This is a genomic window from Achromobacter sp. T5-5, from assembly GCF_055397965.1.
On record NZ_AP027919.1, the window covers coordinates 1,443,433 to 1,467,742 of the forward strand.

Here is a 24,310-nt window from a genome sequence, read left to right on the forward strand (position 1 = left end):
CTCGGGTTCAGGCCGCGTGGGCGGCAGAATGGGAGGACTCGATGCCGAAGTCCTGCGGAAAATGGTTCAGCGCGGACAGCACCGGGTAGGGCGCCATGCCCCCCAGCGCGCACAGCGAACCGCCCAGCATCGTGTCGCACAGGTCGCGCAGCAGGTGCACCTGCTGTTCGCGCTGCTCGCGGCTCTGGCCGCCGGCGGCGATCTTGTCGATGGTTTCCACGCCGCGCGTCGAGCCGATGCGGCAGGGCGTGCACTTGCCACAGGATTCGATGGCGCAGAACTCCATGGCGTAGCGCGCCATGCGCGCCATGTCCACGGTGTCGTCGAACGCCACCAGCCCGCCGTGGCCGATCATGGCCGAGATCTGGACGTAGGCTTCGTAGTCCAGCGGCACGTCCCATTGCGACTCGGGCAGGTAGGCCCCCAGCGGGCCGCCCACCTGGACGGCGCGCAGCGGCCGTCCGGACGCGCTGCCGCCGCCAAAGCCGTAGAGCAGGTCGCGCAGGGTCAGGCCGAACGCCTTTTCCACCAGCCCGCCCTGCTTGAGGTTGCCGGCAAGCTGGAACGGCAGCGTGCCGTGCGAACGGCCCACCCCGTAGTCGCGGTAGTACGCGGCGCCCTTGGCCAGGATGATGGGCACCGTGGCCAGTGAAATCACGTTGTTGATGACGGTGGGCTTGCCGAACAGGCCGGAAATGGCCGGGAGCGGCGGCTTGGCGCGGACCACCCCGCGCTTGCCTTCCAGGCTTTCCAGCAAGGATGTCTCTTCACCGCAGATGTAGGCGCCCGCGCCCTTGCGCACTTCCAGGTCGAAGCGGCGGCCGCTGCCGTGCACGTCGTCGCCCAGCCAGCCGACGCTGCGCGCCCGCGCGATGGCGGCGTCCAGCGTGGCGATGGCGTGCGGGTATTCCGAGCGCACGTAGATGTAGCCGTAGGTCGCGCCCACCGCCAGGCCCGCGATGGTCATGCCTTCGATCAGGACGTACGGGTCGCCTTCCATCAGCAGGCGGTCGGCGAAGGTGCCGGAGTCGCCTTCGTCGGCATTGCAGACGATGTACTTGGTGTCGCCGGGCGTGCCCGCCACGGTCTTCCATTTGATGCCGGTGGGAAAGGCCGCGCCGCCGCGGCCGCGCAGGCCGGATTCGACCATTTCGTCGACGATCTGGGCGGGGGGCATGGCCAGCGCCCGCTTCAGGCCCTGCAGTCCGCCATGCGCGGCGTAGTCCTGCAAGGACAGCGGATCGATCACGCCAACGCGGGCGAAGGTCAGGCGTTCCTGCTGCTTGAGATAGGGAATTTCCTCGGTCGGGCCCAGGCGCAGCGGGTGCTCGCCGCCGGTGGGGAAACCCGCGTCGAACAGCGACGCCACGTCTTCGGGCTGGACGGGACCATAGGCGATCCGGCCCTCGGGGGTGGCCACCTCGACCAGCGGCTCCAGCCACAGCAGGCCGCGCGAGCCGTTGCGCACCACCTGCACGGCCAGGCCGCGCTGGTCGGCGATGCGTTCGATGTCGCGCGCCACGGCGTCCGCGTCCATGGCCAGCGCCGCCGCGTCGCGCGGTACGTAGATGACGATGGGGGCGCTCATGGCGTGTCCTCCAGCGTGCGGGCCAGCAGCCGGTCCAGCTTGGCTTCGGTGACGCGGGCGTGGGGCTGGCCGTCGATCATGACCGCCGGCGACTGGGCGCACAGGCCCAGGCAATAAACCGGCTCCAGGGTGAAGTTTCCGTCCCGGGTGCTGCCGTGGAAGTCGCAGCCCAGCGCGGCGCGCGCATGGGCGGCCAGGCGTTCGCCGCCCATGGACTGGCAGGCCTCGGCGCGGCAGACCTCGAGCGTATGGCGCGCGGCCGGCTCGGTGCGGAAATGGGGATAGAACGTGATGACGCCGTGGACTTCGGCGCGGGAGAGGTTCAGGGCCTCGGCGATGGTCTGCACCGCTTCGGCCGGAATACAGCCCAGCTCGTGCTGGACCGCATGCAGCACCGGCAGCAGCGGGCCGGGCTGGTCTTTGAGCCGGGCAAGGATGTGGGCCGTGGCCGCGATGGCCGGGGTGGGGGACGCCTGGGCGGCGTCCAGGGCGAGCTTGCCGCCCCGGGCTCCACCGCTGGATGCCAGATCGGATTTTGCCTCGCGCAGGTGCACGTCGGTCTCCTCCTGTGTTGCGTGACCCCATCAAGGGGGCGTTTTGCGGGGCGGGATCGGGCGCTGATTAATATGTTCTAAAAAACATATAAAACGCCCGTCTGCCTCATTATTTGTGTACTCTAACGGCGTACTTGAACGCCTTCAATAAGAAATAAATGACATATAAGTTCCGAATCGGCCTAAGGCCGCAATGGACGCTGGGCGGAGACGACGAGGCGGGGCCCGTGCCCTTGCAGGACATGCTCGCCCTGCTGGCGGCCATCGACGCCACCGGCAACATCTCGGGCGCCTGCCGCGCCTGCGGGCTGTCGTACCGGCACGCCTGGGGCGTGCTGCGCCGCTTCGAATCCATCTTCGGCACGCAACTGCTCATCACCAACCGCCGCCAGGGCACGCAGTTGTCGCCCTTTGCGCAGCGCCTGCTGTGGGCCAACCGCCGCATCGAGGCGCGGCTGATGCCCACGCTGGACAGCATGGCCTCGGAACTGCAAGAAGAGCTGGAACGGCTGCTGCCCGAAAGCGGCCCGCACCTGCGCCTGCACGCCAGCCACGGCTTTGCGGTGGAATCGTTGATGCAGCACATGAGCGGGCGCACGCCCGGGCTGGAACTGCGCTATCGCACCGCGATCGAGGCGCTGGCCTCGCTGGAACGCCACGAATGCGACCTGGCCGGATTCCAGGTGCCGCTGGGCGATTTCGAGTCGCCCATCATGGAGCGCTACGCGCAGTGGCTGCACGCCGACGACTACATGCTGATCCACCTGGCCGTGCGCAATACGGGGCTTTTCGTCACGGCGGGCAATCCCAAGCAGATCCGCGGCATGGCGGACCTGGCGCGCACGGACGTGCGTTTCGTGAACCGCCAGATCGGCTCCAGCACGCGCTATCTGGTGGGGCTGATGCTGCAGCGCGCGGGCGTGTCGATCGGCGAGGTGCAGGGTTACGAAACCAACGAGTTCACCCACATGGCGATTGCCGCGCACATCGCCAGCGGCATGGCGGACACGGGCGTGGGCGTGGAGACGGCGGCCTGCCGCTTCGGCCTGGACTTCATTCCGCTGGTGCGCGAGCGTTATTTTTTTGCCATCCGCAAGGCGTCGTTGGACACGCCCGCCATGCGCGACCTGCTGTCCATCATGCGCAGCCCGGATTATGTCGGTTACGTAGGCCAGCTCGTGGGCTACGATGCCCGCGACACGGGGCGGCTGCAGACGCTGGAAGAAGCCTTTCCGCGGGAGCGCGCGCCGCGATCCGCCGGGATATGATGTGGCCATGAGCAAAGTGATCTTCCTTGCCGATCATCGCGGCAGTCCGCCGGCCCCTCTGGCGCCGGGCGAACTGCCGCCGCACGGGCAGCCCGCGCTGGACCAGCGCGCGCGTCCGCTGCGCGATCTGCGCATTTCCGTCACGGATCGCTGCAATTTCCGCTGCACGTATTGCATGCCGCGCGAGGTCTTCGACAGCAGCTACAGCTTCATGCCGCATTCGGCCCTGCTGTCGTTCGAAGAAATCAGCCGGCTGGCCGGCATCTTCACGCAGCTCGGTGTCGAGAAGATCCGTCTCACGGGCGGCGAGCCCTTGCTGCGCAAGCACATCGAAAATCTGGTCGGCATGCTGGCCGACCTGCGCACGCCACAGGGCCGTCCCCTGGACCTGACCCTCACCACCAACGGCAGCGTGCTGGCGCGCAAGGCCGCTGCACTGAAGGCCGCCGGGCTGACGCGTGTGACGGTCAGCCTGGACGCGCTGGATGCGTCGATGTTCCAGGACATGAGCGACAGCGGCTTCACGCCCGATGACGTGCTGCGCGGCATCGATGCGGCGGCCGACGCGGGCCTGGCGCCCGTGAAGGTCAACATGGTGGTGCGCAAGGGACTGAACGACGGGCAGATCCTGCCCATGGCCGAACGCTTTCGCCATAGCGGCCACATCCTGCGTTTCATCGAGTACATGGACGTGGGCAACAGCAACGGCTGGAACCTGAAAGAAGTGGTGCCCAGCCGTGACGTGCTGGACCGCATCGGCGCCGTGTATCCGCTGGAACCCGTGGAATCGACGGAGATGGGCCGCGTGGCCGAGCGCTGGCGCTACGTGGATGGCGGCGGCGAGATCGGCGTCATCTCCAGCGTCACGCACGCCTTCTGCGGCGGCTGTACGCGGGCGCGCCTGTCGCCCGAGGGCAAGCTCTACCTGTGCCTGTTCGCGCACGACGGCCACGACCTGCGCGCCCCGTTGCGCGACGGCGCGTCGGACCTGGAGCTGGCGCGCATCCTGGCGGGCATCTGGTCGGCGCGCGGCGACCGCTATTCCGAACTGCGCGGCCAGAACATGGCGGACCCCGCGCGCAAGATCGAGATGAGCTACATCGGTGGCTGAACTGGATCGCGGCGAGGTCGCGGGGCTGGTCCTCGCGGGCGGGCAGGGCTCGCGCATGAATGGCCAGGACAAGGGACTGGTCGTGCTGCACGGCGAACCCATGGTCGCGCACGTCGCGCGGCGTCTCGCGCCGCAGGTGGGCCGCCTCATCATCAGCGCAAATCGCCACGCGGACCGCTATGGGCGCTACGGCGAGGTCGTGGCCGACGGCGATCCCGGGCTGGGCGCCTGGCAAGGGCCGCTGATGGGAATCGCGGCGGCGTTGCAGGTCGTATGCCGGCAGCGTGCATTCGAGCCGGGGGTTGCCGCGTCGAACCTCTCCACGCCGCAATGGCTGGTCGTCGCGCCCTGCGACACGCCGTTCCTGCCCGCCGACATGGCAAGCCGCCTGATCGGCGCGGCGCTCGCGGCGCATTCGCCCATGGCCTATGCCGTGGCGCACGGCCAGCGGCATTCGGCCTGCATGGCGTTGCGCACGTCGCTGCGCCCAGGACTGCTGGCCTACCTGCAAGGCGGCGATCGCAAGGTGGGGTTGTGGCAGGCCAGGACGGGCGCGGTCCAAGTGTTGTTCGACGACGCGCCGCCCCATGCCTTCATGAACGTCAACACGCCAGAAGACCTGGCGCAGGCCGAACGCTACGCCAGCCAGTGACGCAGGTCGTAGTACGCCACTCGGTCCCCGTCCCGCACCGGCACGTCCGCCGGCAGGCGCGCCAGCCCGGTGGCCCACGGCAATGAGCTGATCACGCCCGACCCCTGGTGGCCGTAGGGCGCGAGCTCGCTGCCGCCGTCGTCCGCGACGCGGCACTGCACGCGCAGGAATTCCTCGCGGCTATCCTGGCGCGGTTGCGCGGTGCGCAGCGGCAGGTGGCTAATCGGCGGGAAGATCGCTTCGCGGCCCTGCATGCGGCGCATCAGCGGCGTCACCAGCGTGGCGAACACGGCATAGGCCGACACCGGATTGCCCGGCAGGCTGACCACGGGCTTGCCGTCGATCTGCGCCAGCGCCACCGGTTTGCCGGGCTTCATGCGCACCTTCCACAGCGACAGCTCGCCGCCCAGCGCGGCCAGGGCCGGCTTGACGAGATCGCGTTCGCCCACCGACACGCCGCCCACGCTCAGGACCAGGTCGCAATCGGCCAGCAGCGTCTTGAAGGCCTGCAGCAGATCGGCCTCGGTATCGCGGGCGTGCAGCACGTGGACGGGCTCGGCGCTCATGCCGCGCACCATCGCGGCCAGCATCGGCCCGTTCGAGTTGTAGATCTGTTCGGTGGCGCGCGGCTGGCCTGGCTGGACCAGTTCGTCGCCGGTGGTCAGGATGCCGACGCGAAGCTGGCCGTAGACGGGCACGGCCGCCATGCCTTGCGAGGCCAGCAGCGCGACGTGCGCGGCCTGCAGCAGCGTGCCCGCCGGCAGCAGCGCGGCGCCTGCCATGGTGTCCTCGCCGCGGCGGCGGATGTGCTGGCCCGGCCGGGGTTCGCGCGAGATCTGCACCTGGTTGTCGGCTTCGACGGCGTCTTCCTGCATGACCACCACGTCCGCGCCCGCGGGAATCACGCTGCCCGTGAAGAGGCGGATCGCGTGGCCGGGTTTCAGGGGTTCGGGCACGTCGCCCGCGTAGCAGCGCTGCTGGATCGGCAGGCGGGCCTGCGGGGTCCAGTCGGCCAGGCGCAGGGCATAGCCGTCCATCGCGCTGTTGTCGGCCGGCGGGATGTCCACCGTGGCGTCCAGGTGGCTGGCCAGCACCCGGCCGCAGGCCTGCGCCAGTTCGACGTGTTCGGTGCGTGGGAGGGGGCCGGCCGCATTGGCCAGCAGGGTCTGGGCTTGATCGAAATCCAGCATGGGTCAGGCTTCTTCTACGCGTTTTTTGAAGTGCGAGGCGAAATTGCAGGGGCCGTGGCGGCTGTCGAGCTGCTCGCGCAGGATCTGCGCCCAGGCGGTCTCGCAGGCGTTGTTGGACCCGGGCAGGCAGAAGATCAGGGTGTTGTTGGCCGAGCCCGCGAACGCGCGCGACTGGATCGTGGAGCTGCCGATCTCGGTGTAGGAGATCTGGCGGAAGAGTTCGCCAAAGCCGGGAATCTCGCGGTCCAGCAGCGGCGTGATGGCCTGCGGCGTGTAGTCGCGATGCGAGAAGCCCGTGCCGCCGGTGGTCAGGATGACCTGCACCTCGGGATCGGCGATCCAGTCGCTGATGACGCGGCGGATCTGGTAGATGTCGTCGCGCACGATGTCGCGCCGCACGCACTGGTGGCCGGCCTGCGCCAGGCTGTGCGCCAGCAGATTGCCCGAGGTGTCGTCGCCCGCGCTGCGGGTGTCGCTGACCGTCAGTACGCCGCAGCCCAGCGGGACCGGGTTGGCTTCGTTCATGGATTCTCCTTTTTGTCGGCGGTGTCTTCATCCCAGGAATCGGTGCGGTCCTGGTCGGATTGACGCTGTTCCACCCAGAAGCTGCTGCCGCCCGCCAGGGTTTCACGCTTCCAGAAGGGCGCGCGCGTCTTGAGCGCGTCGATGATGTATTCGCAGCCGCGGAAGGCGTCGCCGCGATGGGCGCTGGCCGCCGCCACGAACACGATCTGCGCGTTGCGATGCAGCGCGCCTACCCGGTGCACGATGACGGTGCCGGCCAGGTTCCAGCGCGCGCGGGCCGTGGCGGCGATGTCCTCGAGCTCGCGCTCGCACATGCCCGGGTAGTGTTCAAGAAACAGCGTGTCGGTGGGCCTGTCCGGCGCGTAATCGCGCACGTAGCCCACGAAGGTCACGATGCCGCCCACGCCGGGGCCGGCGGATTCCCGCAGCCCCGCGGTCAGCGCGGCGGCGTCGAAGTCGGCTTCCTGCACGCGGATCATGGCGTCAGCCTCCGGTGACCGGTTCGAACACGGCGACCTCGTCGCCCGCGCGGATGGGCGCGGTCGGCTTGGCGTGGGTCTGGTTGATGGCCAGTTTCAGCCGCGCGGCCGGTTCAAGCTGGGGATAGCGTTCACCCAGCGCCGCGAGCAACTGCGCGCCGGTGGATTCGCCCGAGAGGGGCCAGGACTCGGCGCGCTTGCCGACCAGTTCGGCCACGCGCGCGAAGTACAGAAGGTTAATCGTTGCGCCATTCACCGCTTTTGCCTCCCGCCTTGTACTTAAGGCGAACTTGTTCGATCACGATGCCCTTGTCGGCGGCCTTGCACATGTCGTAGATGGTCAGGGCCGCAACGCTGCACGCCATCATGGCTTCCATTTCGACGCCGGTCTTGTAGCTGGTGCGGCACGTGGCCAGGATGTCGATGCGATGCTCGGCGTCGTCCAGCGAGAACTCCACGCCGACGAAGGCCAGCGGCAGGCTGTGGCACAGCGGGATCGTGTCGGCGCAGCGTTTGGCGGCCAGGATGGCGGCCACGCGCGCGGTGTTGAGCACTTCACCCTTGCCCTGGCCCGGTTGGGTCAAGAGGCCATAGGCCACGGCGTTCATGCGGATGCTGGCGGCGGCGACCGCCACCCGCTCGGTGTCCGTCTTGGCAATGACGTCGACCATGCGGACCTGGCCGGCTTCGTCCAGGTGGCTCAGGGTGGGGGTGGACGTGGACATGGAATCGGGACCAAGAATTGTTAATGAATGAAAAGGGCGGGGCCCGGCAGGCCGGGCGGGACCGCTGTTACGCCTATGATAGACGAGCAGTACAGGGGGCGCGACAATCGCGCCTGTAGTCAGTGGAAGGACGAAAATCGCCTTCAATTTGGTTCAGGAGACTTTCGATGCCCGTGCGGATGCCCAAGCTACGGATCACCCGACGCGCCGGCAAGATTCTCCTGGGTATTGTGGCGTTCGTGCTGATACTGTTTGGCGTTGCCGCCTGGCAGGTCCCGAAGGTCCTGCATGGCGTCCTGACCGACGATGTCTCGAAGATGATCGGACGCGACGTGTCCGTCGGCAAGATCACCTTCAATCCCTTCACGCTGACCGTCCGCGCGCAAGACCTGGCCGTGGCCCAGCCCGGCGCGCAGACGCCGCTCATGACCCTGGCGGAACTGGATGCCAGCGCATCGTGGACCTCGCTGTTCTGGTTCGCGCCGGTGGTCGACCGTCTGACGCTGCGCCAGCCTAACATCGCCATCGTCCGCGAAGACGTCCTGCGGTTCAATTTCTCTGACATAGAACAACGCGTGGCCGAATTGACGGCCGCCAAGCCCGACGAGCCGCCCAAGCCGGACGAAGGTCTGCCGCGCTTTTCGCTCAACAACATGGTGATCGAGGACGGCACCGTCACGCTGGACGACAAGGTCACCGGGCGCAAGCAGGTCGTGGACGAGTTCACCATCGGCGTGCCGTTCATCTCCACCTTCGGCTACGCCACCGACATCGACGTGCAGCCGCGCCTGCATCTGCGCATCAACGGCAGTCCCTTCGACCTGACCGGCGTGGCGCGTCCGTTCGACGTGGTGCCCTCGTCCACGCTGCGCGTGGCCTTCGATGGCCTGCAACTGGAGAAGTGGGCCGACGTCTGGCCCATGCCGCTGCCGTTCAAGGTGCAAAGCGCGCTGCTGGACTCGAACCTGCAGGTCGTCTTCGAGCAGCCCAAGGACGCGCCGCCCAAGATCCGCATCGTCGGCGACGTGGGCTTGCGCCGCCTGGACCTGCGCGATCCGGCCGGCGGGGACCTGGCGGCCTGGAGCGCGTTGACCGTCAGCCGGCTGGAACTGGAGCCGATCGCCCGCCAGGTGTATATCGGCGAAATCGGCCTGTGGGCGCCGCAGGTCCACGTGCGGCGCCAGGCCAATGCCAACCTCAACTGGCAGGACGTCGTCGCCGGGCTGAAGGCGCTGGGCGGCGTGGAACCGGCCGCCACGCCGCTGCGGGACGAAATGCGCAAGGCAAGCGGGCTCAAGCCCAGGGCCGCTGGCGAGCCGCCGGCGCCCGCCGATCCCGCCTCCGTCGCTGCGCCGCCCGCGGACCCGTCCGCAGTCCCCCCCGCAGGTCCCGCCGCAGCCCCCGCCGCAGACCCCCCCGCGCCCGCCGAATGGAAGGTCACGCTCGACGCCTTCAACCTGCATGAAGGCGAGGTCTACGTCGCCGACGCGATCAGCAAGCTGGACTACGTGATGACCGGCCTGGCCGCCACCGTCGAAGGCGTGGAGCTGCCGCAGCAGCCGGACCGGCCCATCAATCTGTGGCTGACCATGGACAACAGCGCCGACGGCGGCTGGCTGCGCGCCAAGGGGCCGCTGGTGATCAAGCCGCTGTCGCTCGACATGGACGTGCGGCTGGGCAATGTGGCGCTGGCGCCGCTGGCGCCGGCCGTGCGCAGCGCGGCCCCGGTCACGCTGCTCGATGGCCGGCTGGCCGCCACCGCGCAGGTCCACGTGCGCGAGAAGGGCGGCGCGGTCGATGCGTCCGCCACGGCCGTTCAGGCCGACCTCACGCAATTCAAGGCCCGCGACGAATCGCTCCGGCCCGCGCTGGACGTTGCCCTGCAAAGCCTGCGCGTCACGGCCGACCGCCTCGCCCTCGGGCCGGGCCCCAGCAATTTCACGCTGGCCGCGGCCGGCATCCAGGGCAACGGCAAGCTGGACCTCAAGGGCGTGCTGACCCCGCAGCCGCTCACGCTCAAGACGTCCGTGGCCCTCTCGGGGCTGAACGTCGCCTCGTTTGCGCCGTATTTCGCCTCCAGCCTGAACGCCACCGTCCGCGCCGTCACGCTGGGCGCCCAAGGCAACGCCGAATTCGCCGCCGCCTCGGGCGCGGCGCCGATGAAGGCCGCCTGGAAAGGCGCCGTCGACGTGACCGACCTGGACCTCCAGGACCGCGTGAACCAGGACGACTTCCTGAACTGGAAACGCCTGGGCCTGACCGGCATGGACATCGCCGTAGCAGGCGACCGGATCGTCGCCCGGCTGGGCGACATCGCCCTGGAAGATTTCTATGGCCGCATCCTGCTCAACGCCCAAGGCCGGCTGAATGTCATGGACCTGGTGGCCGCGCCCGGCCAGGCCGGCGGCTCCATCACGCAGGACACGCAGACGCCCGGCCGCAGCGCCGAACCGCCGCCAGCGCCCACCGCCTCCGCCAAGGGCAGCGGCGCCGCTTCCATGCCCGACATCTCGGTCAACAGTGTCACGCTGACCCGCGGCCGCATGACCTTCACCGACCGCTTCGTCAAGCCCAATTACGTGGCCGAGCTGTCCAGCATCGAGGGCGGCATCTCCGCCGTGTCCTCCACCAATCCGCAGCCCGCCAAGGTCAAGGTCACGGGACGGGTGTACACGACCGCGCCGCTGTCCATCAGCGGCGTGGTGCAGCCGTTCGCCAAATACCTGTCGCTGGACCTGAAGGCGTCGGCCAAGGGCGTCGACCTGCCGCGGTTCAACACGTATTCGGCCAAGTACGTGGGTTATCCCATCAAGCGCGGCAAGCTGTCGGTCGACCTGGAATACAAAATCAAGAACCGCGCCCTGCAGGCCACCAACCATGTGGTGCTCAACCAGCTCACGTTCGGCGACAAGACCAACAGTCCCGACGCCACCAAGCTGCCGGTGCTGCTGGCCGTCGCGCTGCTGAAGGACTCGCGCGGCAACATCGACATCAACCTGCCGATCTCCGGCTCGCTGGACGACCCCGAATTCTCCGTCGGCGGAATCGTGGTGCGCGTGCTGATGAACCTGGTGGTCAAGGCGGTGACTTCGCCCTTCAGCCTGCTGGCCTCGGCGTTCGGCAGCGGCGAAGAGCTGTCTTACGTCGAATTCGCGCCGGGCAGCGCCGTCCTCACCGACGACTCGCAGCAGCGCATCGACACGCTCATCAAGGCGCTGACCGAGCGGCCGGCGCTGAAGATGGACATCAGCGGCCGCGCGGACCCCAAGACCGACGGCGAAGGCCTGCGGCAGGCCTGGGTCGACGCCCGGATCCGCGCCGCCAAGGCCGCCGACGTCGCGCCGCGAGGCAAGAAGCCCAATCCGGCGGGCGTCGAGGTGTCGGGCGCCGAACGCCCCAAATACCTCGAAGCGGTCTACGATGACACCGACCTCAAGGACAAACCGCGCAATTTCATCGGCATGGCCAAATCCGTTCCGGCCGCGCAGATGGAGGCCATGCTGCGCGCCGCGGCCCCGGTCGGCGAGGAACAACTGCGCCAACTGGCCGATGCCCGCGCGCAGGCGGTTTATGAGAAGTTGCAAGCCCAGGAAGGACTCGCGGATCGCGTGTTCATCGTTGCGCCGCAGCTGGACGCCGATGGCATCAAGGACGAGGGGCAACCCTCGCGCGTGGACTTCTCCCTGAAGTGAACTCGGCAGGCCCAGGCGGGGCGCGAGGCGCGTCCCTGCCGCGCCCGCTTTTTCCAGGAGATGCTCGATGAAAGACCAGGACGCGCAGTTCGACAGCCTGCTCCCGCCCTTGCGGCTGGACCGGCGAGGCTTCATTGCCACCACCGTGGCGGCGGGGTTCTCGCTGGCGGCAGGACCGGCGGTGGCGCAGACCGCCATCGCCACGGACGCCAAGGGCCTCGTGGCCGGCAAGATCGACATTCCGGCGCCGGACGGCAAGATACCCGCCTACCGCGCCGCGCCCGAGGGCAAGAAGAACCTGCCCACGCTCATTGTCGTGCAGGAAATCTTTGGTGTGCATGAGTACATCCAGGACGTCTGCCGCCGTCTGGCCCACCGGGGCTATCTCGCCATCGCGCCGGAACTGTACGCGCGCCAGGGCGACCCGTCCAAATACACCGAAATCCCGCGGCTGCTGGCGGAAGTCGTCAGCAAGGTCCCGGATGAACAGGTCATCGCCGACCTGGACGCCACCGCCGCCTGGGCCGCCGCCAACGGCGGCAACCCCGACAGGCTGGGCATCCTGGGCTTCTGCTGGGGCGGCCGCCAGGTCTGGCTCTATGCCGCCCACAACCCCCGGCTCAAGGCCGGCGCCGCCTGGTACGGCCAATTGGCGGGCGAACCCACCGAGCTCAAGCCCAAGTCCGCGCTGGGCATCGTCAATGACCTCAAGGCCCCGGTCCTGGGCGCCTATGGCGGCAAGGATGCCGGCATCTCGCAGGCCGACGTGGACCGCATGCGTGTGGAACTGGCCAAGGGCTCCGCGGCCGCCAAGGCGTCGCGCATCGACATCTACCCCGACGCGCCGCACGCCTTTCACGCGGATTACCGGCCCTCTTACCGCAAGTCAGAGGCGGAGCAGGCCTGGACCCGCATGCTGGATTGGTTCAAGCAGCACGGCCTGTAAGTCGGAAAACGGGGTGGCGCGCGTGCCGGGGCACGGGCGCCGCGCCCGCGGGGCTATCGCGCCTTTTCCCCCGGCAGCCCGTCGCCAACCTCCGCAAAACCCCGCTTCATGCCCTCGTACGTCATGACCCGCTCGCTCTGGAAGCCGCCCAGCACGCCCCGGCACCCGTCGACGCCAGAACGCTTCATGTCGTCCATCATCGTCTTGCCTTCGGCCTGGCCCTGCTTGAACAGGGCGTCATAGTTGCCGGCCGCGAACTGGTACTCGTCGGCATAACGCATCAGGTTTTTGCGCGCCGTGTCCTGGTGTTGCGCCAGGTCGGGTTCGGATGCCCCGCACGCGCGCGCCGCGCCATTGGAGGCGCCTGCCGCGATGACGAAGGAATCGTATTGGGCCTGTTCGGCGGCGTCCGGAGCCGCCCAGGCCGGGGCGGCGGCGGCCAGCATCCATGCCAGCCCGGTCAGGATCTTGCGCATCGAAGGTCTCCCGGTGAGGCCCGGCGCGGCACACGGCCTTTCGCGGCGGCGGCGGGCGATGTCTCTCTACCACGCGATTATGGCAAGCGGGCGTTTCCGGCTCGTGTGGGCGCGGTGTGGAGTCGTTTCAGACTGTTCATCTTCTTTTCCCCCGCCGCCAAAGGCAGCAGGCCGGCCGCGCACGAACTATGATGGGGGCTGTGAGGCGCTCTTGCCTCAATGCATTGCCCCCCTTTACCTTGGAGATCTACATGACGATCAAAGTCGGCGACCGCGTGCCCGATGGCACGCTGACCGAATTCATCGAGACCGAAACCGCCGGTTGCTCGCTCGGCCCCAACGCGTTCCAGGTCGCCGACCTGACCCGCGGCAAGACCATCGCGCTCTTTGCCGTGCCCGGCGCCTTCACGCCCACCTGCTCGGCCAAGCACCTGCCGGGCTACGTCGAACAGGCCGACGCCCTCAAGGCCAAGGGCATCGACGAAATCTGGTGCGTGTCCGTCAACGACGCGTTCGTCATGGGCGCGTGGGGACGCGAACAGAAGACCGAAGGCAAGGTCCGCATGCTGGCCGACGGCTCCGCGCTGTGGACCAAGGAACTCGGCCTTGAACTGGACCTCGTCCAGCGCGGCATGGGCGTGCGCTCGCAGCGCTACTCCGCCCTGATCGTCGACGGCGTCGTGAAGCAGCTCAACGTGGAAGCGCCTGGCAAGTTCGAAGTCAGCGACGCGGCCACGATGCTCTCGCAAGCCTGATCCCCGCAGTTCCCCGTTTTACCGCGTGACGCGCGGGCCGCCCCGGCGGCCCGCCGCGCCAGCGCCAGCAGCGGTTGTCGACGCCATGCTCTCCACGATTTCCTCGTTTTCGTCGCTCTATTTCGCGACCTTGCTGATGCTCATCGGCACGGGTCTCTTCAACACCTACATGGGCCTGAGGCTGACCGCGCAGTCCGTCAGCGAAGTGTGGATCGGCGTCCTGATCGCCGGCTACTACCTCGGCCTCGTGTGCGGCGCGCGCCTCGGGCACAAGCTCATCATCCGCGTCGGCCACATCCGCGCGTTCGTCGCGTGCGCGGCCATCGCCACCAGCATGATCCTGGCGCAGACGCTGGTCGACTCCATGCCGATGTGGCTGGTGTTTCGCATCATCTCCGGCATCGTCATGGTGACCGAGTTCATGGTCATCGAAAGCTGGCTCAACGAACAGACCGAAAACCACCAGCGCGGGCGTGTGTTCTCCGTCTACATGGTCGTCTCCGGACTGGGTACGGTGCTCGGACAATTGGCGCTCACGGCCTACGCCACGCTGGATCTGCGACCGCTGACCCTGGTGGCCATGTGCCTGGTGCTGTGCCTGGTGCCGCTGGCCGTCACGGCCCGGTCGCACCCGCCCACGCCCTTGCCCGCGCCCCTGGACGTGCGGTTCTTCATGCGGCGCGTGCCGCTCTCCATGACGGTCCTGTTCGTGGCGGGCAACCTGTCGGGCGCCTTCTACGGGCTGGCCGCGGTCTACGGCGCCAAGCACGGGCTGTCCACGTCGCAGGCCGCCGTCTTTGTCGCGGCCGCCGTCACGGCGGGGCTGTTGTCGCAGTGGCCCATGGGCTGGCTGTCCGACCGCATCAACCGCGCGGGCCTCATCCGCTTCAATGCCTTGCTGCTGGTCCTGCTGCCCACCGTCATGTGGGGCTGGATCGCGCTGCCGTTCTGGGCGCTGGTCGCCATGTCCTGCGTCTTCGGCATCCTGCAGTTCACGCTCTATCCGCTGGGCGCGGCGTTTGCCAACGACCACGTCGAGTCCGAGCGGCGCGTCAGCCTGTCGGCGGTGCTGCTCATGACCTATGGCGTGGGCGCGTGCCTGGGGCCGATGATCGCGGGCGTGATGATGTCGTGGGGCGGTCCCAGCATGTACTACGTGTTCATCTCGGCCTGCGCCGTGATCCTGGTCTGGCAGGTGCGTCCCACGCGCGTCACCGGCGCGCACCAGGTGCAGGAGGCGCCGACGCATTTCGTGCCCATGCCCGATACGCTCCAGAGCTCGCCGGCGGCCGCGGTGCTGGATCCGCGGGTGGATCCGGAGAACGACATCGCCATGGAAATGGTGCAGCCCGATCCCTCCGCGGCGCCCGCGCCGCCCGAACCCGTGGGCGACCCGGCGCCGGCCGATGCGCAGGCGGCCGAGGCGGCGCCGGATCCCGTGGCCGACGTCGAAACCGAGGCCGAACCCGAGCGGCAGGTCCGCACGGGCACCTGATCCGCCCTCACTCGGGCATCGCCAGCGGCATCATTGCCACGGGGCCGTCACCAGCGCTTCACCAGGGCGTCATCAGCAGGATGGCGGACAGCGCCAGCGCGATGCCCAGCCCATTCACGCGCGTCAGCGGTTCGCGAAAGGCCAGGGCACCCACCAGGGTGCCCAGCGTGATCACCCCCATGTTCATCGATGCGAAAACCAGCGCCGGATGGTCTGGCAAGGACTGGTGCGCCCGGACGTAGGTGAGGATGTTGCCGAAGTTCGCCAGTCCCAGCGCCACGCCGGCGGCCAGATGGCGTCCCTGCCAGCGCACGCGGCGCCACAGCAGATAGGCCAGCATCAGCGCGCCCGCCATCAGGAACGACACCAGCAGGCCGCCCGAGAACGCGGTGCCCGCGCGCGCAAGCTGCTTGAACAGGATGTCGATCACCCCATAGCCCGCCCACACCACCAGCGGCCACAGCCACATCGCGCGCCGGTCTTGCGCCGCGGTGGATTCGGACAGTCGGATGCGCGGCGGCTGGCGCAGCAGGCAGAACAGGGCGGTGAAGGCCAGCAGGATCGCCGCCAGCTTGCGTCCGGTCACCGGCTCGCCAAAAAACAGGAAGGCCGCGAGGAGCGGAATGAAGAGCGACAGGCGCTGCGCGGCGTCGCTGCGCACGATGCCGGCGTGCCGCAGCGCCGCCGCCATCGCCAGGAACACGCTGGGCAGCAGCACGCCCAGCGCCGCCAGCACCATCCAGGGCGTCTGGGGCGCCAGCAGGCGGGCGGGATCGGGACGCAGCACCAGCCAGCAGAGCAGGGCGGCCACGGCGTAGTTCATGGCGATGGCCTGGCGCACGTCCACCTGCCAGCGCCGCGCCAGCTTGAGCATCACCGCCACGGTGACGCTGCACGCGACGCTGGCCGCCAGATACATCAGGCCCGGCGTCAACGGCATGATTCGATCTCCCCGTGGCCGGCCGCATCGACCCGCATGCCCAGACGCTCCAGCAGGCGCTGGTCGGCCTCGATCTGCGGATTCGCCGTGGTCAGCAGCGCGTCGCCGTAGAACATGGAGTTGGCGCCGGCCATGAAGCACAGCGCCTGCAGCGCGTCGTCCATGGCCTCGCGCCCGGCCGACAGCCGCACGGCGGCGCGCGGCATGGCGATGCGCGCCACGGCGATCGTGCGGACGAACTCGAACGGATCCAGCGCCTGCACGCCCGACAGCGGCGTGCCTTCGACCTGCACCAGGTTGTTGATCGGCACGGACTCGGGGTAGGGCTCCATGCTGGCCAGCTGTGCGATCAGGCCCGCGCGCTCGCGGCGCGATTCGCCCATGCCCACGATGCCGCCGCAGCACACGCTGATGCCGGCATCGCGCACGCGGTCCAGCGTGTCCAGCCGATCCTTGTAGGTACGCGTCGAAATGATCTTGCCGTAGAACTCGGGCGAGGTGTCCAGGTTGTGGTTGTAGTAGTCCAGCCCGGCGTGCTTGAGCTGTTCGGCCTGGCCGTCGCGCAGCATGCCCAGCGTCACGCAGGTCTCCAGGCCCAGCGCCTTGACCGCGCTGACCATCTCGGCCACGGCATCCAGGTGATGCGGCTTGGGACTGCGCCACGCGGCGCCCATGCAAAAGCGCTGCGCGCCGCTGGCCTGCGCCGCGCGCGCCGCGGCCACCACGTCCGCCAGCGGCATGAGCTTGTCGGCGTCCACGCCGGTGTCGTAGTGCGACGATTGCGGGCAGTAGGCGCAGTCCTCCGGACAGCCGCCGGTCTTGATCGACAGCAGGCTGGAGAGCTGGATGACGTTGGGGTCGAAATGGGCGCGGTGCGTCTGCTGCGCCCGATGCAGCAGGTCCATGAACGGCAGCGCGTAGAGCGCCAGGATGTCGTCGGCGGTCCATGCCGGGGCAGTCTGGCGCTTGGGCGCCGTCGGGACGGGGATATACGCGGTCTGCAAGGTTTGGCTCCTTCGTTCGTGTTCGATTCGCGCCCGCTGGCGGGGCCAGGGGCTGGATCGGCGGATCGTAAGAAGCTGCGGCCGTTTTGCGCAATGCGCTCAACAAGGCCGTTTTTGAAGGTGACTTGACGTAGAGATAGGAAAAATTGACCGCTTTTGAAGGTCGGCTCAACCGAACGCGGCGTCATCTTCGGCGAGTGCGAGTCGCCGAAAATGTGGTGTCAATTTGTAAATTCCAGACGGTCCGCTCAAGACTTGGCGGGCTTGTCCCGGTTGCGCGTGCTCTCGTGTCCGGTGATACCCCGGTCGCGGGCCCACACGATGGCGGCGCTGCGACGATGCACGCCGATCTTGCTGTAGATCGTCGCCACGTGGTTGCGCACGGTGTTGCGCGACAGCTTGAGCGCCTTGGCGATGCCGTCATCGTCGTGGCCCTGGCACAGCAGGCCCAGGACCTCGCGTTCGCGCGACGTCAGTTGGGCCAGCTCGGCCACGTCGCGCGTGGCGGGGGCGGGCTGGCGCAGTTGCGCCAGTTTTTCGATGATGCCGCGGCTGAACCACGAGGTGTCCTGCATGACCGCCTCGATCGCCGTCAGCAGTTCGGTCTCGGACCGCTTGCGGTCGGTGATGTCCTGCATCACGATCAGCACGCGCCGCAGCCCGCCGATCATGACGGGTTCGGCGGACACCAGGCAGTCCAGCTCGCCGCCGTCCTGGGCGATCATCGCCGCTTCGCGGTTGCGGACGCTTTCACCGCGCTTCAGGCCGGCCAGCATGCCTTCATAGGGCCGCAGCCCCAGGTCGGTGAGGTCCTGTTCGTTGTTGTCCTCCAGCGCCACTCCCGTCACGGCCGTGAAGGCGTCGTTGACGTTCAGCACGTTGAGCGTGTCGCCGTCGCACACCGCCATTGGCACGGGCGCCAGCCGGAAGGCCTTCGAGAAACGCTCTTCGCTTTCGCGCAGCGCCTCTTCGGTCCGCTTGCGGCCCTCCAGGTCGATGAAGGTGAACAGCATGCAGGGCTCGTCGTGCATGTCGATCGGCTGCCCCGCCACCACGACGAATCTGCTCGAGCCGTCCGGCAGCTTCAGCACGCCCTCGCGCTGGGGAATGGTGCGGCCTTCGTTCAGGCGCGCGACCGCAGACTCTTTGTCCTCGCCGCCATCCAGCACGTCCAGTTCATAGGCCGACTTGCCCAGCACGGCGTCGCGCGCGTAGCCCGTCATCTCGAGAAAGCCCTGGTTGACCTTCACGTAGCGCAGGTCGGACAGCCGGCAGATCAGCGCGGGCGCCGGATTGGCCGAAAAGGTGCGTTCGAATCGCACCTCGGCGTTGATCTGCGCCGTCTGGTCATGCAGGATCAGCACCCGGTACGGGAAGGGCCCGCCGTCGTCCAGGTTCAGGCCGCGGGCGAGCAGGTTGCGCAGGAACTCTTCATCGTCCTTGCGGCCCAGGTCCAGCAGCAGGTCGTCGAACTCTTCGCCGGCCGCCAGCCGGTCCAGGGGATACTGGCGTGCCGGCACGCGGTGGTGGTTGCGGTACGTCAGCGTGTATCGCTTTCGAAAGCCGGCGGGCGTGCCGCCCAGGTCGTCGATGTCTTCGACGCCATGCAGCGCAAGTGCGCTGGCGTTGGCCCAGGCGATCGACCCGTCGGCCTCAAGCAGAATGATGCCCTCGTTCAAGCCCGCAATGATGCTTTGCAGGTGTTGGCGATGTGCTTGGGGTGCGGCGTCATTGGGGGTCACGTAGGCCTCTTTTCTTTGTCTGGCGTATACGCGCAAGCATGAAGCCGCGTGGCGACGCTGTCCAGAGGTCAAAACGGACGAGTCTCGCGGAAGGGGTACAGCGGGAGGGGATTGCACCGCGCGAACGGCGGCGCCGGAAGGCCGGGCACAAAACAAAAAAGCTCCGGAATCCGGAGCTTTCTGGGTGTGCCGTGAACGGCGATCTGCAGGCACAAAGTGCTTGGCGGAGCGGACGGGGCTCGAACCCGCGACCCCCGGCGTGACAGGCCGGTATTCTAACCAACTGAACTACCGCTCCGCAGCGGCCTAAACAGACGTCATCAAACAGACGACTTGAACAACTACGCTGCGGTGTCAAGGCAGCTTTTACTACATGCCAACCAAAGCTGGCGTCCCCTAGGGGATTCGAACCCCTGTACTCACCGTGAAAGGGTGATGTCCTAGGCCTCTAGACGAAGGGGACCTGGAACCAACAACTTTACTACTGTACTGCGTTACTACCGAACTGCGTACTGGTGGAGGTAAGCGGGATCGAACCGCTGACCTCTTGCATGCCATGCAAGCGCTCTCCCAGCTGAGCTATACCCCCAGCATGTCCTGCTGTCCCAAACTTCAGACAACAAGGTCTCACACTTATAAAACAAAAAAGCCCCGAAAACGGAGCTCTTGAAAGACCCTGAGCGAGAGAGCTTTTGGCGGAGCGGACGGGGCTCGAACCCGCGACCCCCGGCGTGACAGGCCGGTATTCTAACCAACTGAACTACCGCTCCGCAGCGGCTTAACTCAACTACATTGTCACTTCAACTGCATCACTGCTACTACAACACGACTAGCGTGCCAGAAAACTGGCGTCCCCTAGGGGATTCGAACCCCTGTACTCACCGTGAAAGGGTGATGTCCTAGGCCTCTAGACGAAGGGGACTGCGGACTTTCTGTACTGCGTTCTTCGCGGTGGGCTGGTGGAGGTAAGCGGGATCGAACCGCTGACCTCTTGCATGCCATGCAAGCGCTCTCCCAGCTGAGCTATACCCCCGTTTCTCTAATCAATCCGTTCAACGATTTTGGCGAAAAATGCGCTGTTTCCAGGGCGTTTCTTGCTGTTTCGTTGCCGGTTTTGTTTAGTGCCGTTGGCGAAGAAACGAGATTATGCACGAACTAAATTTGGTGTGCAAGTCGCTTCGCGGCAAAAAGCAAAAAAGTTGTGAAAAAAGAGGGTTCGATGGGCATTTTGGAGCCGTTTTACGAGCGCGGCGGGCGCTGATTGCGGCGGCGCATTGGTGCAGAAATCAACAAAATCAAAGGCTTGTGCGAGTGCTATCGTGAGTGGAAAAATTTTGTGGGTTCGTCGGGTTTTTGCACTCGGTTTTGTACTTGGCGCTTTGTACTTGGCGCTTTGTACTTGGGGCTTTGTACTTGGGTGTGCCCGCGGGCTCTGCGCGAGACGCCGGCGCGGGAGATGGGCCGCGCTTGGCGAGGAACCGCTTGAGCATCTCTTCATCAGCACTTCTTCATGAGCATTTCTTCACGGGCACCATCCACATGAGCACCTCCACATGAGCAGCACGTCCTTTCCGACCGTGCCCCTGGGCCGCACGGGCATGGCGATCACGCGTATCGGCCTAGGCGCCTGGGCCATGGGCGGCAACGGCTGGGCAGTGGGGTGGGGCGCGCAGGACGATAGCGAATCCATCGAGGCGATCCGGCACGCGGTCGACCGCGGCATCAACTGGATCGATACGGCGGCGGTGTATGGGTTGGGCCACGCCGAGGACATCGTGCGCCAGGCGCTGGCGCAGATGCCGCGGGGCGATCGGCCCTATGTCTTCACCAAGTGCGGGCTGACGTGGTCGCCGGAGCAACCGCTGGCGCCACCGCGGCGTACCGGAGCGCCGTCCAGCATCCGCCGCGAGCTTGAAGGGTCGCTGCGGCGGCTGGGCGTCGAGCGCATCGACCTCTACCAGATGCATTGGCCAGCGGGCGACGGCACGCCGCTGGAGGCGTATTGGCAGGAGTTGCTGGACCTGAAGCAGGCCGGGAAGGTAAGGGCGATCGGGCTGTCGAACCACAACCTGGCGCAGTTGCGGGCTGCCGAATACCTGGGGCACGTGGACACGCTGCAGCCGCCGTTTTCCGCCATCCAGCGGACCGCCGCCAGCGATCTGATTCCCTGGTGCGCGGCGAACGGCACCGGCGTGATCGTCTACAGCCCGATGCATTCCGGCCTGTTGACCGGCACGTTCAGCGTGCAGCGCGCGCGGGCCTTGCCGCCGGACGACTGGCGGGCGCGCCACCCGGATTTCCGGTCGCCGGATCTGGAGCGCAACCTGGCGCTGGCCGACGCCTTCAAGCCCATTGCCGAGCGGCATGGCGCGACCGTGGCGGCCGCCGCGGCGGCGTGGACGCTGGCGTGGCCGGGCGTGACGGGCGCCATTCTGGGCGCGCGCAGCGCTTCGCAGGTGGACGGGTTGATTGGCGCGGCGGAACTGGAACTGGATGCCGACGACATGCAGGCCATCGCGGACGCCATCGAACTGACCGGGGCGGGCAGTGGACCGCTGCGGCCGCCCGACGAAACAGGCTCGCTGCCCGCGAACCTGTTTGCGTGAGCGCGATCAGCCGCGGCGCGGGCGGCGGGCGCTGCCCACCGCGGCGATGAGCGCCAGGCCGATCAAGGCCAGCGCGGTCTTGTCGCCGAAACGCGCATAGGGCGTGAGCCCCGTCATGCCCTGCACGGACACGGGCAGCACGCCCGCCTGGTGCGTGGCGAGCTGCGCCGCGACGTGGCCCTTGGCGTCGATCGCGGCGGTGACGCCCGTGTTGGTGGCGGTCAGCATGGGACGCGCGGTTTCCATGGTGCGCAGGCGCCCGATCTGCAGATGCTGGCGCAGGGCCCAGCTATCGCCGAACCAGCCCAGGTTGCTGACGTTGACCAGGATGGTCGCGCCAGGCTCGCCATTGGGCCCGGGTTGCAGCGCGGGCAGGAGGTCGGGGCCGAAGAGGTCTTCGTAGCAGATGTTGAACGCGATGTGCTGGCCGCCCACGGCAAAGGGCGTCTGGCGCTCGCGGCCGCGGTCGAAGTCGCCCAGCGGGATGTTCAGCATGTCGACGAACCAGTGAAAGCCCGGCGGCACGTATTCGCCCCACGGCACCAGGTGGCGCTTGTCGTAGCGCATGGCGGTGTTGCCGGCCACGAGCTGTTCGATGGGTGTGGCGCCATCGAAGCCGATGACGCTGTTGGTGTAGCGTTCGCGGCCGTCGACCCGATCGTGCAGCGGCACGCCCATGGCGATGACCGTGTTGCGTTGCCGCGCCAGGTCGCGCCAGACTTCCCAGACGCGCGGGTCGAGTTGGTCCTGGAAGATGGGCAGCACGGTTTCCGGCAGGATCACCAGTTGGGGCGCGGGCACGCCGGGCGCGGGCGGCATGGCCGTCAGCTCCAGGTGCCGCCGCACGCTCTGCTCGAGCAGCGCGGGATCGAATTTCTGGGACTGCCCGATGTTGCCCTGGACCAGCCGCACGTTGAGCGGGTCGCCGACGGGCGCCGACCAGTCGATGCGGGACAGGGGCCAGCCCGCCGCCGCCAGCGCGACGGCGACGCCGGCGGCCAGCGCGTGGCGCGGACCCATGGTGGCCTTGCGGGCGGGCTGCCACAGGCTGGCGATGGCCGCCGCGACGAACGCGGCCAGGAACGCCATGCCGTGCACGCCGAGCAGCGGCGCCCAGCCCGCGATGGGGCTGTCGACCTGCGCGTATCCGATGTTCAGCCACGGGAATCCGGTCAGGAGCACCGCGCGCAGCCATTCGAACGCGGCCCACATGGCCGCCCAGGCGAGCGTGGCGGACAGGATGCGGGAGGGCGCCGGATCGGCGGCCAGCGGGGCGTAGCGGCGCGCCAGCGCGTTGGCCGTGGCGGGAAAGAGCGCGAGAAACGCGGACAGCGCCAGCACCGCGGCTACCGCCAGCGGGGCGGCCAGGTCGCCGTAGCGGTGCAGGCTGATGAAAATCCAGTACAGGCCCAGCGCGTAGCTGGCAAAGCTGAACAGCCAGCCGCGCAGCCAGGCCTGCCTGGCCGAGGGCGCGTACAGCGTGACCCGGGCCAGGATGGCCAGCGCCACGACCTGGGTGAAGGCCAGCGCCCAGCCGGGCAGCGGGCCGGGGGCAAACGTGAGGGCGTGGACGGCGCCCGCCAGCACGAGGCCGGCGGCGCCGCGCAGGAGTCGGCCGCGCGGGGGTTGGGTCATGCGTCGGGGGCGGATGCTGCGGATTGGGGGGCGGCGATGCGCTTGACGCGCAGCCAGATGGCCCGGCGGGCATCGCCGCGGGCCACTTCGAGGCGCAGGCCTTCGACATCGGCATGGTCGCCGCGGCGCGGGATGCGGCCGAGCTGGCCGCCCATCCAGCCGCCGACGCTGTCGTATTCGTCGTCAGGCAGTTGGCAGCCGAACACGTCATTAAAGTGCGAGATGTCGGTGGCCGCCAGCACGCGCCACTGGTTGTCGCCTTCCGGGAAGATGGAGTCTTCCTCGGTTTCGTCGAATTCGTCTTCGATGTCGCCGACGATCTGCTCCAGCACGTCTTCCATCGTGACCAGGCCGGATATGCCGCCGTGCTCGTCGATGACGATGGCCTGGTGGTTGCGGCTGGCGCGGAACTCGTGCAGCAGCACGTTCAGGCGCTTGGATTCGGGGATGAAGACGGCGGGACGGACCAGCGTGCGCAACTCGATGTTGGGTTCCAGCATGCAGCGCAGCAGGTCCTTGGCGAGCAGGATGCCGATGATGTTGTCGCGGTCGCCTTCGTACACGGGGAACCGCGAATGCGCGGTCTCGATCACCGTGGCCACCAGGTAGGGGATGGGCTGCGTGACATCGAGCAGGTCCATGCGCGAGCGCGGAACCATGATGTCGCCGACGGTGCCCTCGGACACGGCCAGCGCGCCCTTGATCATCTTGTACGACTCCGCGTCGAGCAGGTCGCGTTCGTGCGCGGCTTCCAGAATGGCCTTGATGCCTTCGCGGTCCTCGGGCTCTCGGCGCACAAGGGAAAGCAGGCGGTCTAGGAGGGATTTGGTGGCGGGTTTGGCAGAGCGACCGGGCGTCGCTTCAGGAGCAGGGTAAGGGTCAGACATCGTCCGGGAGGACAAGTTGTGGAGGAGCCAGCATAACCGA

21 protein-coding genes and 6 tRNA genes are annotated in these 24,310 nt (G+C 67.8%); 8 read left to right on the forward strand and 19 right to left on the reverse strand.

Annotated elements, in window-relative coordinates; all coding sequences use genetic code 11:
• Positions 1-7: 7 nt before the first annotated feature.
• Both ACZ50Q_RS06460 and ACZ50Q_RS06465 read right to left on the reverse strand, forming a co-directional pair.
• Positions 8-1,588 carry a formate dehydrogenase beta subunit gene (locus ACZ50Q_RS06460; protein ID WP_464080940.1) on the reverse strand — a complete coding sequence of 527 codons (1,581 nt, stop codon included), beginning with the start codon at positions 1,586-1,588 and terminating at the stop codon, positions 8-10.
• Entirely contained in the window at positions 1,585-2,142 is a 558-nt protein-coding gene (locus tag ACZ50Q_RS06465; protein WP_464080941.1) for a formate dehydrogenase subunit gamma, read from the reverse strand. Before ACZ50Q_RS06465 ends, ACZ50Q_RS06460 begins: the two co-directional genes overlap by 4 nt.
• A 158-nt stretch (positions 2,143-2,300) precedes the next feature.
• Here ACZ50Q_RS06465 and ACZ50Q_RS06470 point away from each other — a divergent pair, with 158 nt between their 5' ends.
• The 3 genes from ACZ50Q_RS06470 to mobA are packed head-to-tail and all read left to right on the forward strand — an operon-like array spanning position 2,301 to position 5,173.
• Positions 2,301-3,410: a substrate-binding domain-containing protein gene (locus ACZ50Q_RS06470; protein ID WP_464080942.1), complete on the forward strand. Its 1,110-nt coding sequence runs from the start codon at positions 2,301-2,303 to the stop codon at positions 3,408-3,410.
• A 7-nt stretch (positions 3,411-3,417) separates the two neighbouring features.
• The gene (moaA, locus tag ACZ50Q_RS06475; protein WP_464080943.1) at positions 3,418-4,521 is read left to right on the forward strand and encodes a GTP 3',8-cyclase MoaA; all 1,104 of its coding nucleotides are present in this window, start codon (positions 3,418-3,420) and stop codon (positions 4,519-4,521) included.
• Positions 4,522-4,576: 55 nt separating this feature from the next.
• Complete coding sequence (gene mobA / locus ACZ50Q_RS06480) at positions 4,577-5,173, forward strand: molybdenum cofactor guanylyltransferase MobA (RefSeq protein WP_464081957.1); 597 nt, start codon at positions 4,577-4,579, stop codon at positions 5,171-5,173.
• On the opposite strand, the gene ACZ50Q_RS06485 is transcribed toward mobA, so the two are convergent.
• Genes ACZ50Q_RS06485 through moaC form a run of 5 tightly spaced genes read right to left on the reverse strand, consistent with a single transcriptional unit; the run spans position 5,158 to position 8,092 of the window.
• On the reverse strand, positions 5,158-6,363 hold the full coding sequence (locus ACZ50Q_RS06485; RefSeq protein WP_464080944.1) for a molybdopterin molybdotransferase MoeA: 1,206 nt from the start codon (positions 6,361-6,363) through the stop codon (positions 5,158-5,160). The two genes, mobA and ACZ50Q_RS06485, sit on opposite strands and share 16 nt — an antisense overlap.
• A 3-nt stretch (positions 6,364-6,366) precedes the next feature.
• Positions 6,367-6,888 carry a molybdenum cofactor biosynthesis protein B gene (gene moaB / locus ACZ50Q_RS06490; protein ID WP_464080945.1) on the reverse strand — a complete coding sequence of 174 codons (522 nt, stop codon included), beginning with the start codon at positions 6,886-6,888 and terminating at the stop codon, positions 6,367-6,369.
• Complete coding sequence (locus ACZ50Q_RS06495) at positions 6,885-7,367, reverse strand: molybdenum cofactor biosynthesis protein MoaE (RefSeq protein WP_092582498.1); 483 nt, start codon at positions 7,365-7,367, stop codon at positions 6,885-6,887. Before ACZ50Q_RS06495 ends, moaB begins: the two co-directional genes overlap by 4 nt.
• Positions 7,368-7,371: 4 nt before the next feature.
• The gene (locus tag ACZ50Q_RS06500; protein WP_092582499.1) at positions 7,372-7,623 is read right to left on the reverse strand and encodes a MoaD/ThiS family protein; all 252 of its coding nucleotides are present in this window, start codon (positions 7,621-7,623) and stop codon (positions 7,372-7,374) included.
• Positions 7,604-8,092: a cyclic pyranopterin monophosphate synthase MoaC gene (gene moaC, locus ACZ50Q_RS06505; RefSeq protein WP_464080946.1), complete on the reverse strand. Its 489-nt coding sequence runs from the start codon at positions 8,090-8,092 to the stop codon at positions 7,604-7,606. The genes ACZ50Q_RS06500 and moaC overlap by 20 nt, the downstream gene beginning before the upstream one ends.
• A 167-nt stretch (positions 8,093-8,259) precedes the next feature.
• Here moaC and ACZ50Q_RS06510 point away from each other — a divergent pair, with 167 nt between their 5' ends.
• Positions 8,260-11,784 (forward strand): DUF748 domain-containing protein, encoded by a 3,525-nt coding sequence (locus tag ACZ50Q_RS06510; RefSeq protein WP_464080947.1) that lies wholly within the window; start codon positions 8,260-8,262, stop codon positions 11,782-11,784.
• Between the two features lie 67 nt (positions 11,785-11,851).
• On the forward strand, positions 11,852-12,730 hold the full coding sequence (locus tag ACZ50Q_RS06515) for a dienelactone hydrolase family protein (protein ID WP_464080948.1): 879 nt from the start codon (positions 11,852-11,854) through the stop codon (positions 12,728-12,730).
• 53 nt (positions 12,731-12,783) lie between these two features.
• Here the strand turns inward: ACZ50Q_RS06515 and ACZ50Q_RS06520 are convergent, their stop codons facing one another.
• Positions 12,784-13,206: a hypothetical protein gene (locus ACZ50Q_RS06520; protein ID WP_092582503.1), complete on the reverse strand. Its 423-nt coding sequence runs from the start codon at positions 13,204-13,206 to the stop codon at positions 12,784-12,786.
• A 251-nt stretch (positions 13,207-13,457) separates the two neighbouring features.
• Here ACZ50Q_RS06520 and ACZ50Q_RS06525 point away from each other — a divergent pair, with 251 nt between their 5' ends.
• Positions 13,458-13,961, forward strand: a complete 504-nt coding sequence (locus ACZ50Q_RS06525; protein ID WP_076516125.1) for a peroxiredoxin — start codon at positions 13,458-13,460, stop codon at positions 13,959-13,961.
• A gap of 85 nt (positions 13,962-14,046) precedes the next feature.
• On the forward strand, positions 14,047-15,456 hold the full coding sequence (locus tag ACZ50Q_RS06530; protein ID WP_464080949.1) for an MFS transporter: 1,410 nt from the start codon (positions 14,047-14,049) through the stop codon (positions 15,454-15,456).
• 58 nt (positions 15,457-15,514) lie between these two features.
• Here ACZ50Q_RS06530 and ACZ50Q_RS06535 read toward each other — a convergent pair whose 3' ends face one another.
• The 9 genes from ACZ50Q_RS06535 to ACZ50Q_RS06575 all read right to left on the reverse strand — a co-directional run bounded on the left by ACZ50Q_RS06535 (position 15,515) and on the right by ACZ50Q_RS06575 (position 20,175).
• A complete protein-coding gene (locus ACZ50Q_RS06535; protein ID WP_076521766.1) occupies positions 15,515-16,390 on the reverse strand; it encodes a DMT family transporter in 876 nt (291 codons plus the stop codon).
• On the reverse strand, positions 16,387-17,400 hold the full coding sequence (bioB, locus tag ACZ50Q_RS06540) for a biotin synthase BioB (RefSeq protein WP_464080950.1): 1,014 nt from the start codon (positions 17,398-17,400) through the stop codon (positions 16,387-16,389). Before bioB ends, ACZ50Q_RS06535 begins: the two co-directional genes overlap by 4 nt.
• A 248-nt stretch (positions 17,401-17,648) precedes the next feature.
• Complete coding sequence (locus tag ACZ50Q_RS06545; protein ID WP_464080951.1) at positions 17,649-19,142, reverse strand: PAS domain S-box protein; 1,494 nt, start codon at positions 19,140-19,142, stop codon at positions 17,649-17,651.
• Between the two features lie 221 nt (positions 19,143-19,363).
• A tRNA-Asp gene (locus tag ACZ50Q_RS06550) sits at positions 19,364-19,440 on the reverse strand.
• A gap of 89 nt (positions 19,441-19,529) precedes the next feature.
• Positions 19,530-19,605 (reverse strand) — tRNA-Glu (locus tag ACZ50Q_RS06555).
• 50 nt (positions 19,606-19,655) lie between these two features.
• Positions 19,656-19,731, reverse strand: a tRNA-Ala gene (locus tag ACZ50Q_RS06560).
• Positions 19,732-19,835: 104 nt separating this feature from the next.
• A tRNA-Asp gene (locus ACZ50Q_RS06565) sits at positions 19,836-19,912 on the reverse strand.
• Between the two features lie 76 nt (positions 19,913-19,988).
• A tRNA-Glu gene (locus ACZ50Q_RS06570) sits at positions 19,989-20,064 on the reverse strand.
• A gap of 35 nt (positions 20,065-20,099) precedes the next feature.
• A tRNA-Ala gene (locus tag ACZ50Q_RS06575) sits at positions 20,100-20,175 on the reverse strand.
• 565 nt (positions 20,176-20,740) lie between these two features.
• On the opposite strand from ACZ50Q_RS06575, the gene ACZ50Q_RS06580 reads away from it, so the two are divergent.
• Positions 20,741-21,748, forward strand: coding sequence for an aldo/keto reductase (locus tag ACZ50Q_RS06580; RefSeq protein ID WP_076521765.1), 1,008 nt, complete (start codon positions 20,741-20,743; stop codon positions 21,746-21,748).
• Between the two features lie 6 nt (positions 21,749-21,754).
• On the opposite strand, the gene lnt is transcribed toward ACZ50Q_RS06580, so the two are convergent.
• Both lnt and ACZ50Q_RS06590 read right to left on the reverse strand, forming a co-directional pair.
• Complete coding sequence (lnt, locus tag ACZ50Q_RS06585; RefSeq protein ID WP_464080952.1) at positions 21,755-23,383, reverse strand: apolipoprotein N-acyltransferase; 1,629 nt, start codon at positions 23,381-23,383, stop codon at positions 21,755-21,757.
• Positions 23,380-24,270, reverse strand: a complete 891-nt coding sequence (locus tag ACZ50Q_RS06590; RefSeq protein WP_092578654.1) for an HlyC/CorC family transporter — start codon at positions 24,268-24,270, stop codon at positions 23,380-23,382. The genes lnt and ACZ50Q_RS06590 overlap by 4 nt, the downstream gene beginning before the upstream one ends.
• Between the last annotated feature and the right edge of the window lie 40 nt (positions 24,271-24,310).